The sequence below is a fragment of the Nitratidesulfovibrio oxamicus genome, assembly GCF_015731765.1.
Taxonomy (GTDB): Bacteria; Desulfobacterota; Desulfovibrionia; order Desulfovibrionales; family Desulfovibrionaceae; genus Cupidesulfovibrio; species Cupidesulfovibrio oxamicus.
Genome location: NZ_VRYY01000550.1, coordinates 1 through 12,678, shown reverse-complemented (window position 1 = coordinate 12,678; position 12,678 = coordinate 1). Strand labels below are relative to the sequence as shown.

Here is a 12,678-nt window from a genome sequence, read left to right as displayed (position 1 = left end):
GGTCCGTCGGGCAAGGGCGGGCGGGGCGCCCCGCAGCGCCGGGAGGCGCGCGGCAAGGCGGCGCCCGTGGGGCAACTGACCACGGAAGAAGACATCCGCAAGGCGCTGGAGGCCCAGCAGACCCGCCTGCGCGCCCGGCAGGAGAGCATCACCAAGCTTTCGGTGCAGGAACGCGCCCTGAACACCGACCTTGCCATGGCCGAAGACCGCATCACCGCGCTGGAGGCCAAGGTGGCCCGGCAGGAGCAGGAACTTTCCCAACTGGAGGCCGCCGCCACCGACGTGCGCGCCGCGTACGAGCGGCTGGCCGCCGAGCGTTCCCGCACGGAGGCCTCGCTGTCCGGACTGCTGCAACTGCTCTGGCCGCTGTACGTGCGCCAGAAGGGGGTGGGCGCGCGCGACCTGACCGACTGGCGCATGGCCGAGCGCGACTACGCCTGGACGCAGGAAATCTACAAGGTCATCGGCGAGCGCCAGCAGGAACTGCACGCCCAGGAAACCGCCATGGCAGAGGCCCTGACCCGGCGCGAGGCCCTGTCCGAGCAGGTACGCAAGCAGGTGGAGGCGCTGGGGGCGGACCGGTCGAAGCTGCTTGCCGACAAGCAGCGTTTCCGCCAGTCGCTGTCTTCGGTGCGCCAGCAGCGCGAGGACGCCGAGGCGGAACTGGCCGACCTTTTCGAGATGATCCAGACCCTCAATGCCCGGCTGGAGCAGGCCCTGTCGCGCGGCGACATAGAGAAGCAGAAGGGCCGCCTGCCGTGGCCCGCCAAGGGCCGGGTGGTGCGCCGCTACGCGCCCGAGGCCAAGCCCCCCGTGCGCGGGCTGGGCATTTCGGTGGGGCAGGGCGAGCCGGTGCGCGCGGTGGCCTATGGCCGCGTGGTGCACAACGACACCATGCGCGGGTTCGGTCGTGTCGTCATTCTGATGCACGGGCAGGCGTACTATACGCTGTACGCCTTTCTGGCCGACAGTCCGTTGCGGCTGGGGCAGGAGGTGGGGGGCGGCCAGCAGGTGGGCACCGCCGGGTTCTACCCGGGCGCCAATGGGCCCGGAGTCTATTTCGAATTGCGTTTTCACCAAAAAGCCATTAACCCTGATGCGTGGCTTCTTTCAGCAAATTAGCCTCTTTTCGGGCTTTCGGAGGTTTCATTATGCGTGTGACGCTGTGGACGGCCACGCTGCTCATTCTTGGCGTGCTCGCCATTTCCGGCGGGGCGGCGCTGGTGCCCGGCACCGTTGGTGCGGCCAGTGAGGAAGGCAAATACGACTCGCTGAAGCGCTTCAGTCAGGTGCTCGACCTGGTGGAGCGCTATTACGTGCGCGACGTGCCCCGCAAGGACCTGATCAACGGGGCCGTCAAGGGCATGCTGCAAGGGCTGGACCCCCATTCGACGTTCCTGTCGGTTGAGGAGTTCAAGGAGATGCAGGAAAGCACCTCCGGCGAATTCTTCGGCATCGGCATCGAAATTTCCAGCGAGAACGGCCAACTCATCGTGGTGGCCCCCATCGAGGACACCCCCGCCCACAAGGCGGGCCTGAAGAGCGGCGACATCATTCTTGCCGTGGACGGCGTGCCCACCCAGGACATGACCACCCAGGAAGCGGTCAGCCGCATCCGTGGCGCCAAGGGCACCGAGGTGGAACTGTCCATCCTGCACCGCGACGCCAAGGCGCCGGAAGTGGTGCGCCTGGTGCGCGACGCCATCCCTCTCATCAGCGTCAAGTCCAAGATGCTTGAAGACGGCTACCACTGGGTGCGCCTGACCCGCTTCAGCGAACGCACCACCGGTGAACTGGTGGACGCGCTGAAGGAAGCGGGCAAGAAGGGCATGAAGGGCATCATCCTCGACCTGCGCAACAACCCCGGCGGGTTGCTGGACCAGGCCGTGAGCGTGTCCGACACCTTCCTGAAGGATGGGGTCATCGTGTCCATCCGCGGTCGCATGGAAGACGCCAGCCGCGAATACCGCGCCAAGACCCAGCCCGGCGACGTGTCCGTGCCCATGGTGGTGCTGGTCAACGCCGGTTCCGCCTCGGCCTCGGAAATCGTGGCCGGGGCCCTGCGCGACCACAACCGCGCGCTCATCCTGGGCGAACGCACCTTCGGCAAGGGCTCGGTGCAGAACGTCATTCCGCTGTCCGACGGCGCGGGCCTGAAGCTGACCGTGGCCCTGTACTACACGCCCAATGGCCGCTCCATCCAGGCGGAAGGCGTGGAGCCCGACTTCGAGGTGCCCTTCGAACTGCCGCGCGAGGAAGAAAAGCTCCACCGGCTGAACATGGTGCGCGAAAAGGATCTGAACCGTCACCTTGAAAACGGTTCTTCCGGCAAGGATGCGCGTCCTTCGGCCAAGGCCGCGGACGACGTGAAGCAGGCCCTGGAAAAGGACAACCAGCTGCGCATGGCGCTGCAGTTCGTGAAGCGCCTGCCCCGCCTCAAGGATATCCAGTAGGCGCGCTGCCGCGCAGGCGGCGGGCTGCCGATGCCGTTGTAACGCTATACGATGATAAACCAGGGGCGCGGGAGACCGCGCCCCTGTCATGTCAGGGCATGTCAGGGCATGTCGGGTCATGCCGGGCCGTGGCGGGTCATGCCGGGTCATGTCGATCCAGGCAGGCCATGCCGCAGGCCGGGCGGCGCCACCGATGGCGCGGCACGACCCGGGCATGGAACAGGAGAGTGCATGGCAGGGGAGAAGACCCCCGGGAAGAAGCCCCCCCGCAAGGATGACGCCAAGGGGGGCGCGGGACGCAAGCCCGCCCAATCGGGCCAGTCGGATAAGTCAGGCAAGTCGGGCAAGTCGGGCAAGCCGTCGGCAACATCCGGAACGCGGCGTTCCGGCGGCAAGCGCGGCAAGCCCACCCTGACGCCGCTGGTGGCGCGGGCCGTGCTGGCCATCTGCGTGGCCGCCACGCTGCTGGTGATGCTGTTGTTCGTGTTCGGTTCGCCCATGAAGCCGTTCACGGACAGCTCTGCACGCAAGCCCGCCGTGGCCGAGAAGAACGACAGGAAACCGCAAACCCCGCAGCCGGGGCAGAAGCAGCAGAAGGGCGATGCGAAGCGCGGGGAGCAGGCAGAGCTGCCCCAGCTTCCCCGGTTTCCCCAATTGCCCCAGACCCCGGTGGGCGATACGCCCGGGGGCGATGTTTCGACCGATGCCGCAAAGGGGAGCGCGGCGGGAACCGCCGGGGGCGATGCGTCGCAGCCTGCCCAGCCTGAGCGCGCGGCCAACGGCAAGCCCGTTCCCGCCGAGGCGCGCGAGGCGAATGGCGAAGTCCGCCAGCCGGTGACCCCCGGCAACCTGCCCTACGAGGAAACCCTGGACGCACCCGTGGAGGCGGGCGTGAAGCAGGTGGACTACGCCCTGGTCCAGACCGTGACCCGCCTGGGTCTTGGCCGCGACCGGCTGCGCCTGGCCTCCATCGAAAACCGTCAGGCCAAGGGCCAGGCCTTCCACTTCCAGCGTATGGAAATGCGTCTGGACGGCGCGCCCGACCGCTTCGTGCAGACCCTGAAGGAAACGCTGGCCGCCTGGTCCGACTCCGCCAACGTCGAGCAACGGGCCGACGACCTGCTCATCGTCACCGTGGACGGCCTGCCCACCCACGAGATTTCGCTGCTGCTCTACGAGGGCGCGCCGCCCCCCGTGGCCGTGGCGCCGGGCGGGGCGCGGCTGGCCATCGTCATCGACGACATCGGCGAAAGCATGTCCGCCGCGCGCGACCTTGCCGCGCTGGACTACCCGGTGACCTTCTCCGTCTGGCCGCGCAGCACGCACGCCCGCGAGGCGGCGGAGGTGGCCCACAGGGCCGGTCGCGAGGTGATGATCCACCTGCCCATGGAGCCGGTGCGCTATCCGCAGGTAAAGCCCGGCCCAGGCGCCATCCTGTCCGGTCAGCAGCCGCAGGAAATGGCCGCGCTGGTGCGCGATGCCGTGCGCCGCGTGCCCCATGCCGTGGGGCTGAACAACCACATGGGCTCGCGCGCCACCCAGAACGCGGCGGCCATGCGCACCGTGTGCGAAGCCCTTGACGGCACCGGCATGTTCGTGCTCGACAGCATGACGCATCCTGCATCGAAACTGTACTACGAGGCGAAGCGCGCTGGGCTGCCCGCCTACAAGCGGAACGTGTTCCTCGACGTCATAGCCGACAAGCGCAACATCATGTTCCAGTTGGACAAGGCGGCCCGCATCGCGCAGGCCGAGGGGCAGGCCATCGCCATCGGCCACCCCCTGCCGGAAACCGTGGCCGCCCTGAAGGAGTGGGCGCGGACGCGGGATCGCACGGTTACCATCGTAACCGTTCGGCAGCTTTCCCACTAGGCGGTGCCGCCACAAGGTGTCTTTTGCCCTCTGCCTGCGTCAGAACGCCTTTTTATTCCGGTCGAGTACGATAAGAGTACTCGTTGCGGTCGCCATCCGTAAGGCTCGCAAGCTCGCCAACGGCTGCCGCACTTCCTCCATAAAACGGCGTTCTTTCTTGGCAGAGAACAAAATACCCTCTTGTGCCAGCACCGCCTGGAGAGACCACGCGCGGCTCGTCCTCCTTGCCGGAGAACGAAATTGCCGCAGCGTTGCTGGTGCGTGTAGTGCTGGCTGAAACCGCAAGTGAGTGAGGCGTTTTCAGCTCGGCCTGCCGCACCTGATGGCATGTCCCCTGTACGGGCGCGGGTGAACTGTTCCGTTGCCGCCCGCGCCGCAACCGCAAACCTTGCAGTATCCGGAGGAAATGAATGGCCGAGCGCACCTTTTCGATCATCAAGCCCGACGCCGTGGAACGCAACCTGTCCGGCGCCATCCTGAAGATGATTCAGGACAGCGGGCTGAAGGTCGTCGCCATGAAGATGATCCATCTCACCCGCAGCCAGGCCGAAGGCTTCTACGCCGTGCACCGCGAGCGTCCCTTCTTCGACAGCCTGGTCACCTACATGTGCTCCGGCCCGGTGGTCTGCTCCGTGCTGGAGGGCGACAACGCCATCCAGCGCTACCGCGACCTGATGGGCGCCACCAATCCGGCCAACGCGGCCGAAGGCACCATCCGCAAGACCTACGCCGTCAGCATCGAGGCCAATTCCGTGCACGGTTCCGACGCGCCCGAAACGGCTGCGTACGAAATCGCGTACTTCTTCAACGCTCTGGAGATGGTAGGGTAGTGATATGAGCGGCACCACGGGCACCGTTCTCGGCTGCATCGGCTGCGGCAACATGGGGGCCGCCATCCTGCGCGGACTTTCGGGCCGCCAGGGGCTTTCCCTGCTGGGGTACAATCCCACGCCCGCCAAGGTGCTTGCGCTGGCCGACGTCGGCGTGCGCGTCATGCCAGACCCCGCCGCGCTGGCCGCACAGGCCGACGTGGTGCTGCTGGGGGTGAAGCCGTATCTGGTGCCCGACGTGCTGCGCGCCATCGCGCCGTCGCTCACGCCGGACAAGGTGGTGGTGTCCATCGCCTCCGGCGTGTCCATCGCGGCCATGAAGGCCGCCATTGCGGAAGCGGGCGGTCCCGAATGTCCGGTGGTGCGCGTCATGCCCAACACCCCCGCCATGGTGGGCAAGGGCGTGTACGCGCTGTGCTTCGAAGACCCGGCACTGGATGCGCCCCGGCGCGATCTGGTGCGGGGCCTGTTCGAATCCATCGGCACGGCCATCGTGCTGCCGGAAGTCCGGTTCACCGCCTTCACGGCGGTGGTGGGTTGCGGCCCCGCCTACGTCTTCTACTTCATGGAGGCGGTGACCGAGGTGGCCGTGACGCTGGGGTTCACCCGGCAGGACGCCACGGAACTGGTCAAGGGCCTGTTCTCCGGCTCGGTGGCCCTGGCGGAGCAGTCCGGCACGCACCTTTCGGTGCTGCGCGAACAGGTATGCTCTCCCGCGGGCAACACCATCGCCGCCATGAACCAGCTGGACCGCGAGGCCGTGCGGGGCCGCATCATGGATGCGGTGCTGGCGGCCTACAGGCGCGGGCTGGAAATGGAGAAGTAACGGGGGCATCCGGCATCCCGCACTTCCCCGACCCTCCGGCTTTCCCCGGCCTTGTGCCGCGGAAGGACCAGGAACGCACGATCCCCCGTCGCGGCAACGCGGCGGGGGATTTCTGCGCTTGGGGATGCATGATGGCGGGAGACAGTCCCTACAGGAACAGGTCGGCGTCCGTGGGCGTGCGGTCCCACTGGATCTTGCCGCGCGACTTCTTGTACTTGCGCAGCAGCACATACAGCGCACCCGCCCCGCCGTGGGCAGGCTGGGCCGTGCAGAAGGCCAGCACCACCCGCTTGAACGGATCGTGCGTCAGCCAGGCCTGCACCTTTTCGCGCAGTACGCCCATGCCGTCGGGCGAGTTCTTGCCCCGGCCCGGTATGACCAGCACGGTGCGCTGGCCTTTGTGGTAGGCCGCACGCATGAAGCCGATCATGGCCTCGTAGGCTTGCAGCGCGTTCATGCCGTGCAGGTCCAGATGGCCTTCCGGGCTGTACTGCCCGGCGCGCAGTTTGCCCACGGTCAGCGCATCCAGCCCCACCACGTGGCCTTCCAGGTATTCGTCGGTGAATTCAAGCGCGAATTTCACCGTGCCGTCCATGAAGTCCTGCAACGGATGGCCCACGGCGGGCGCAGCGGCCTCGCGCGGGGCGGTTTCCGGCGGCACCTCGCGTCCCTTGCCCGCCAGCGTGCGCACGCCGGACATGGCCTTGCTGAACAGGTTGTCCTCGTCCGGGGGCGGGGCCTGCTCGTGCTCGGCCACGGCTTGCCGCGAACGCTGGCGTACCGTCTCCTTGCGTTCGGAGGCGGTGACCGGCACGGCTTCGGGCTTGCCGGGAGTGGCTGAGGCAGAAGAGGCAGATGGGGACACGGCAGGGCCGGTTTCAGGCGTGGGGGTGCCCTCCGCGTGTTCCAGCAGCCGCCGGAACCCCGGCTGGTCCTGCAACGCGAAGCCGTTGCGTCCGGCGTCCGCGTCCAGCCGTGCCGCCGTGCCGGGTGCAAGCTTGTCGCGCTCTGCGGCGCGAGGCCGGGCAGTCTGGACAGCAGCGGGGCGGGGTGACGGCGAAGAACTGGCCACCGGGGGCGATGCGGGCATCTCCGGTGTTACGGACATCGGGGCAGGCTTCGGGTGCGCGTGGCCCTGCGGCTTGTCCTTTGCGGGCTTCTTCGGCGCGTCCAGCCGCTGCACCGCGCCCATGGCGAACAGGAAAGCCTCGGTGTCCTCGGAGGAAAGGGGGGCGTCGTGATGCTTCTGGGCGTCGCCGTGGCGTGTCCCGCCCTTGGGCGCGGAAGGTGCGGGTTGCGCGGCGGGCTTGGGCGCACGGGCGTCGCGGAAGGCGCGCTTGTTCAGCGAACGGAAGGGGTTGGCGTTGTCGAAATCATCGTCACGGGTGTCGGCCATGGGACGTCTCCGGGATATGTGGGCGGGGCGGGCGCTGCACGTCCGGGATGAGGGGGCGCGCCGCCGTTCCCGACGGTATGCGGGATGGTTCTGGTGGGGGATTCTCCGTGCCGGGCGGGGTGGTGTCAAGGCCCGCCCGGTGTCGGCAGTGGCCCCCGGCCCGTTACATGGTGTTACCTGTGCGCCACCGACCGCGCATTGTCCACGGGCAGACGAATGTGGTACTCGCCAGCGCAACGGAGGTTCTCATGACCACATTGCATTCCCCGCGCCGTGTGGCGCGCGTTCTGCCTGCTCTCATGCTGCTGCTGCTGGCGCTTTCCACCCTGCTCGCCGGGTGCGGCGCGCGCTCGTCGTTCTTTGGCGGGTCAGATCCCTTCGGAGAGGAGACCGTGTTCGGCAAGGGCCGGGACAAGGCCGTGCTGATCAACGTCAACGGCGTCATCGACAACCGCGCCAGGTCCGGCCTGTTTCGCGAGCGTCCGGGCATGGTGCAGGAAGTGGTGGCGCAGTTGCGCCTGGCCGCCGAAGACCCGGACGTGAAGGCCGTCATCGTGGGCATCGACAGCCCCGGCGGCGGTGTTACCGCCAGCGACGTTCTGTACCACGAACTGATGCGCCACCGCGAACGCACCGGCCAGAAAGTCGTTGCCCTGATGCTGGATACCGCCGCTTCCGGCGGGTACTACACCGCGCTTGCCGCCGACCGCATCGTGGCGCATCCCTCCACGGTCACCGGCAGCATCGGCGTCATCTTCCTGCGGCCCGAGGTGGCGGGGCTCATGGGCAAGATCGGCGTGCGCGCCGTGGTCACCAAGTCCGGCGACCACAAGGACATGGGTTCGCCCTTCCGCGAGGGTACCGACGAGGAACGGGCCCTGTTCCGGTCCATCATCGCCGACATGAATGAACGTTTTCAGGGTCTTGTGCGCGATCGCAGGCCCACCAGCCACGGGCACGAAGCCGCATTTGCCGATGCGCGCATCCTTACCGCCCGCCAGGCACTGTCCGCCGGGCTGGTGGACCGCATCGGCTACTTCGAGGATGCCCTGGCCGAAGCCGCCAGCCTGAGCGGAACCAGCGACCTGCGCGTGGTCACCTATCGCCGCGACCCCCTGCCGGGCGCCACCGAATACGCCACCGCCACCACCCCCGCCGGGTCCGGTCGCATGGCCCTTATCGACCTTGGCCTGCCCGGCATGGACGCCGCCTCGCGCGCCGGGTTCCATTATTTGTGGCTGCCCGAGGCCGGGATGTAGAGAGGGGAGGAAAGAATGATCGGGGGAGGGCACTTTGCGCTTTGCGGTCGCCATCCGTAAGGCTCGCAGGCTCGCCTAACGGCTGCCGCAAAGTTCTCTCCCTTCCCCCGAACCCCCATCCCCACCCTCAAACTTTTCAATTTACTGTTTTCACAGAGGTAAAGTAACCCCTGCTGCGTGATTGCAACAGGGGTACAAAGGACCAAATGAAAAGTTTGGGAGGTTGGGGGTCCGGGGGAAGGAACCTTTTGCGGCAGCCGTTAGGTGAGCGCAACGCGCGAACCTTACGGATGGCGACCGCAGCGCGCAAAAGGTTCCTTCCCCCGGTTGCTTTTGTAGCTACCCCTGCGGCGCGTCCGCTTCCACCAGCGCATCCACGATGGTGCGCAGCACGGTGGCGGCGGGGCGGTCGGGATGCGAGGCGATGTAGATGTTGCCCTCGTCACCCGCGCGGACGATTTCCGGGTCCAGCGGCACCGCACCCAGGAAGGGCACGTTCATTTCCCTGGCCAGGCGTTCGCCGCCACCCTGTCCGAACAGCGATTCCACATTGCCGCACTTGGAGCAGACGATGCCGCTCATGTTTTCGATGACGCCCAGCACCGGCACGTTCAGGTCTTCGCAGAAGCCCAGCGAGCGGCGCACATCGTCCACGGCCACGGCCTGCGGCGTGGTGACGATGAGCGCACGGGCCGCGTCGCCCAGCAACTGGAGCACGGACAGCGGCTCGTCGCCGGTGCCGGGGGGGCAGTCCACCACCAGAAAGTCCAGCTCGCCCCAGGCCACGTCGGACAGCAGCTGCTTGATGAAGCCCATCTTCACAGGGCCGCGCCAGATCACCGCCTGACGGCCGTCAGGCAGGAAGAAGCCCAGCGACATGACCGAGAGCGAAACGCCCTCGCGCCACTGCACGGGCTGGATGGTGTCGCCGTCCACGTTGGCCTGGGCCGCGTCCAGCTTGAGCAGGCGGGGGATGGACGGGCCGTGCACGTCCACATCCAGCAGGCCCACGCGCTTGCCCGCAAGGGCAAGGCCGGCGGCGATGTTGGCGGCGGTGGAGCTTTTGCCCACGCCCCCCTTGCCGGACATGACCACGATGGTGTTGCGGATGTGCGACAGGGTGGCCTGCAGGCGGGCCTCTTCGGCCTGTTGTTCCGGGGTGGGACCGCCGCACCCGCCGCCGCAGCCGGAGCTTGCGGCTGGAGAGGAGGAAGAAGGGCAGCCCTCGGGATTTCCGGCGGAGCCGCAACCGGCCGCGCTGGGGCAGCCCTGACAGGAAGAAGAATCGCTCATGGGGTGTTGCCTCCGGCAATGGCATACCCCCGGCCCGTCCGGGCACGAACTGCGTGCCGGACGGGCCGGGGGGTGAATTCGGCGTCGGAACGGGGATGCTGCCCGACGTATGCAACTGTAACCACGCGCCAGCCATGCCGCAAGCCCGTGGGGGAAATGTTCCGCTTGCCGCTACCCGCGCTTGGCGGCCCGGGCCGTGCGCAGCCAGTCGTACCAGCCTTCAAGCCCTTCGCCGCTGCGGCAGGACATGGGGAAGATGGTCAGTTCCTTGTTCAGGTGTGTGGCAAAACGCTTGGCCCGTTCCACGTCAAAGTCCACGTAGGGCAACAGATCCACCTTGTTCAGCAGCATGACCTTGGAAAGATTGAACAGCAGCGGGTATTTTTCGGGCTTGTCGTCGCCCTCGGTCACGCTGAGCAGGGCCACCTTGTGGTCTTCGCCGCAGTCGAACTCCACCGGGCAGACAAGGTTGCCCACGTTCTCGATGAACAGGATGTCGATTTCCGCGAGGTCGAAGTTGGACAGCGCCTCGAGGATCATGTTGCTGTCCAGGTGGCAGCCGCCGTCGGTGTTGATCTGCACGGCCTTGGCCCCGGTGGCGGCCACGCGGCGGGCGTCGTTGTCGGTTTGCAGGTCGCCTTCGATGACCGCCATGCGGAACTCGCCGCGCAGGTCCGACAGGGTGCGTTCCAGCACCGAGGTCTTGCCCGCGCCGGGCGAACTGATCATGTTCAGGACCAGAATGCCGTGCCGGGCAAACAGGCCTTTCAGTTGCACGGCCATCTTGTCGTTGGCTTCCAGCACGTTCCTGACCACGGGTATTTCCACGCTAGCCCCCTATTCTGCTTCGATGTGTTCGACGTACAGTTCGCGCCCGGCCAGCACATGGTGCCCGGCCTCCTCGCCGCAGGCGGGGCAGGGCGCGAACAGCAGTTCCTTGCCCTGCGGCTCGAACTCCTTGCCGCAGCCGCCGCATTGCAGCTTTACCGGGGCCATGGCCAGTTCCAGCTTGGCGCCTTCGAAGTCGGTGCCGATGGTCATGGCCTCGAAGGCGAATTCCATGGCCTCGGGTACGAGGTTGGCCAGCGCGCCGAAGCGCACGCGAACCAGCAGCAGCCGGGTTGCGGAGTGCTTGGCCAACTCTTCCTGAACGATGGAGATGACGCTGGATGCGACGGACATTTCATGCATCCGGCATGGATAAAGGAAAAGCCCCGGCGCGTCCAGTTGGGGACGCGGCAGTGCGAGTAGTGCTTGCCTGCCGCTGTGTGCCCGGTCCCGCCTTGATCCGTCTGGCCTCGCCCGCCCCTGTCGGTTCTGTCGGTTCTGTCGGTTCTGTCCGGGCTTGCCGTAGCCTGTCGCACAGGGGCGGTCACGATCTGGCAGGACCGGGCACCCGCGGTCAGTCCCAAAAGGGGCAGGCAGAACCCGCCGGGCGCAGACAGGACAGGCCGGGACGGCAGCGTACCCGGCGGGCGCGTTGCCGCCTCCGTCCCGCATGTCTCGGCCCGTTTGCAACGCCAGAGAAAAAGGGTACATCTGGGCCCGGCGCGCCTGCGTCATGCGGCGTGCCGTGCCGCCACAGGAGCAGATATGGAAACCGGCATCTTCAAGGGCGTCTATTCCAGCGTCGCGCCGCGCCAGGCAGGCAGGCCAGGCGGCGTGCCGGGGCGCAACGCCGCGCGCAAACGCTACTGGTTCGTGTGGGAGCACGACGCGGGCGGCTATGTGGTGCAGCCCCTGTCGGCCAGCATGGAGCCCACGGGCGAGCGCCGCGCCGTCAGCACGGCGGAACTGGCGCGCAGCTACGCCTTCGAGCCGGACATCCTTGCCGTGCCGATCAGGACGGCGCCCATGGCCGCCGCCTACGGAGAGCGCGAGGAGGCAGGCCGGGGCGTGGCCTCTGCCCGGGCCGCGTCAGGCTGGAAAGATACGGTCAGTCCGGCCGGTCAGGCCACTCCGGCCAAGTTGGCGAGTCCGGCCAGTGACGGCCCCCGGACCTCCGGCATGGCTGCCGGGCGCGATGCGGTCCGCCGTTCCGGAGACATTGCCGGGCACGAGGTGGGCGCGCAGACCGAGCGTGCGCTGCGGGCGGACTTTGCCACCGCGTTGGCCCAACTGCGGCGCGGCGAACGCGACCGCGCCGTGCGTGCGTTGGAGCGGCTGGCCGAGACTCCCGGCGAATTCGTGCCCGCCCATCGCCACATGTTCACAGATTTCGGCATCAACCTGCGCAAGAGCAAGCTGCCGCGCGTCGCCATACGGCATCATCTGCGCGCGCTGGACCTTTCGCCGGACGACAGCCACGTGCATTTCAACATCGCCCGTGCCTACTACGACATGGGCGATATGGACCGGGCGGAACGACACCTGCGTGCATCGCTGGACCTGACCCCCGACCTCGACCCCTCGCGTCGCTTTCTCGACTTTCTGCTGGAGCGGAAGGACGGCGCCGCCAACGTTGATGGGATGGCCCCCAAGGCCGCCCGGTAAGGAGACTTTCGAGAAATGAACAAAACCATCGCCATGCTGATCCCCTCCGTCGTGTTGTTCGCCATGGCGCTCATCCTGTTCAACCATTTCGGTTCCGGCGACGAAAAGCCCGCCCCGGTGGAGGGGCCCTCCGTGCAGGCTCCCATGCAGACCCCCGCGCAGGGTCAGCCCCTGCCGGGGCAGCCCGCACAGCCGGGCCAGCCCGGCATGCCCTACTTCGAGCAGGGCGGGCAGGGCGCCCTGGCTCCCGGCCAGG

General features: G+C 67.5%; 11 protein-coding genes and 1 pseudogene. 8 read left to right on the top strand and 4 right to left on the bottom strand.

The features are described from left to right. From FVW20_RS15300 to proC, 5 genes are all read left to right on the top strand, one after another. Positions 1-1,122, top strand: a 1,122-nt coding sequence (locus FVW20_RS15300; protein WP_196610277.1) for a murein hydrolase activator EnvC family protein, incomplete at its 5' end; no start/stop codon positions are given. A gap of 29 nt (positions 1,123-1,151) precedes the next feature. Further along, on the top strand, positions 1,152-2,453 hold the full coding sequence (locus tag FVW20_RS15295; protein ID WP_196610276.1) for a S41 family peptidase: 1,302 nt from the start codon (positions 1,152-1,154) through the stop codon (positions 2,451-2,453). A 231-nt stretch (positions 2,454-2,684) separates the two neighbouring features. Beyond that, positions 2,685-4,325, top strand: a complete 1,641-nt coding sequence (locus FVW20_RS15290) for a divergent polysaccharide deacetylase family protein (protein WP_196610275.1) — start codon at positions 2,685-2,687, stop codon at positions 4,323-4,325. 410 nt (positions 4,326-4,735) lie between these two features. Next, positions 4,736-5,155: a nucleoside-diphosphate kinase gene (ndk, locus tag FVW20_RS15285; protein ID WP_007527740.1), complete on the top strand. Its 420-nt coding sequence runs from the start codon at positions 4,736-4,738 to the stop codon at positions 5,153-5,155. A 4-nt stretch (positions 5,156-5,159) separates the two neighbouring features. After that, on the top strand, positions 5,160-5,981 hold the full coding sequence (gene proC / locus FVW20_RS15280; RefSeq protein ID WP_196610274.1) for a pyrroline-5-carboxylate reductase: 822 nt from the start codon (positions 5,160-5,162) through the stop codon (positions 5,979-5,981). 148 nt (positions 5,982-6,129) lie between these two features. Here the strand turns inward: proC and FVW20_RS15275 are convergent, their stop codons facing one another. Then, positions 6,130-7,377 (bottom strand): Smr/MutS family protein, encoded by a 1,248-nt coding sequence (locus FVW20_RS15275; RefSeq protein WP_196610273.1) that lies wholly within the window; start codon positions 7,375-7,377, stop codon positions 6,130-6,132. Positions 7,378-7,625: 248 nt separating this feature from the next. Here FVW20_RS15275 and sppA point away from each other — a divergent pair, with 248 nt between their 5' ends. Continuing rightward, on the top strand, positions 7,626-8,636 hold the full coding sequence (sppA, locus tag FVW20_RS15270) for a signal peptide peptidase SppA (RefSeq protein ID WP_196610272.1): 1,011 nt from the start codon (positions 7,626-7,628) through the stop codon (positions 8,634-8,636). Between the two features lie 339 nt (positions 8,637-8,975). Here sppA and FVW20_RS15265 read toward each other — a convergent pair whose 3' ends face one another. The 3 genes from FVW20_RS15265 to FVW20_RS15255 all read right to left on the bottom strand — a co-directional run bounded on the left by FVW20_RS15265 (position 8,976) and on the right by FVW20_RS15255 (position 11,111). Next, positions 8,976-9,929, bottom strand: coding sequence for an Mrp/NBP35 family ATP-binding protein (locus tag FVW20_RS15265; protein ID WP_196610271.1), 954 nt, complete (start codon positions 9,927-9,929; stop codon positions 8,976-8,978). A 171-nt stretch (positions 9,930-10,100) separates the two neighbouring features. After that, entirely contained in the window at positions 10,101-10,757 is a 657-nt protein-coding gene (gene hypB / locus FVW20_RS15260) for a hydrogenase nickel incorporation protein HypB (protein WP_167121924.1), read from the bottom strand. Positions 10,758-10,766: 9 nt separating this feature from the next. Then, positions 10,767-11,111, bottom strand: coding sequence for a hydrogenase maturation nickel metallochaperone HypA (locus tag FVW20_RS15255; protein ID WP_015946780.1), 345 nt, complete (start codon positions 11,109-11,111; stop codon positions 10,767-10,769). Positions 11,112-11,522: 411 nt separating this feature from the next. Here FVW20_RS15255 and FVW20_RS15250 point away from each other — a divergent pair, with 411 nt between their 5' ends. Together FVW20_RS15250 and FVW20_RS15245 are read left to right on the top strand one after the other, a co-directional pair. Continuing rightward, positions 11,523-12,422, top strand: coding sequence for a tetratricopeptide repeat protein (locus FVW20_RS15250; RefSeq protein WP_196610269.1), 900 nt, complete (start codon positions 11,523-11,525; stop codon positions 12,420-12,422). A gap of 15 nt (positions 12,423-12,437) precedes the next feature. After that, positions 12,438-12,678 (top strand): annotated as a pseudogene (locus FVW20_RS15245) (AMIN domain-containing protein); the annotation flags it as partial.

Coding starts and splice junctions, on each gene's coding strand:
- FVW20_RS15295 (WP_196610276.1), top strand. CDS start 1,152: ATGCGTGTGACGCTGTGGACGGCCACGCTGCTCATTCTTGGCGTGCTC.
- FVW20_RS15290 (WP_196610275.1), top strand. CDS start 2,685: ATGGCAGGGGAGAAGACCCCCGGGAAGAAGCCCCCCCGCAAGGATGAC.
- ndk (WP_007527740.1), top strand. CDS start 4,736: ATGGCCGAGCGCACCTTTTCGATCATCAAGCCCGACGCCGTGGAACGC.
- proC (WP_196610274.1), top strand. CDS start 5,160: ATGAGCGGCACCACGGGCACCGTTCTCGGCTGCATCGGCTGCGGCAAC.
- FVW20_RS15275 (WP_196610273.1), bottom strand. CDS start 7,377: ATGGCCGACACCCGTGACGATGATTTCGACAACGCCAACCCCTTCCGT.
- sppA (WP_196610272.1), top strand. CDS start 7,626: ATGACCACATTGCATTCCCCGCGCCGTGTGGCGCGCGTTCTGCCTGCT.
- FVW20_RS15265 (WP_196610271.1), bottom strand. CDS start 9,929: ATGAGCGATTCTTCTTCCTGTCAGGGCTGCCCCAGCGCGGCCGGTTGC.
- FVW20_RS15255 (WP_015946780.1), bottom strand. CDS start 11,111: ATGTCCGTCGCATCCAGCGTCATCTCCATCGTTCAGGAAGAGTTGGCC.
- FVW20_RS15250 (WP_196610269.1), top strand. CDS start 11,523: ATGGAAACCGGCATCTTCAAGGGCGTCTATTCCAGCGTCGCGCCGCGC.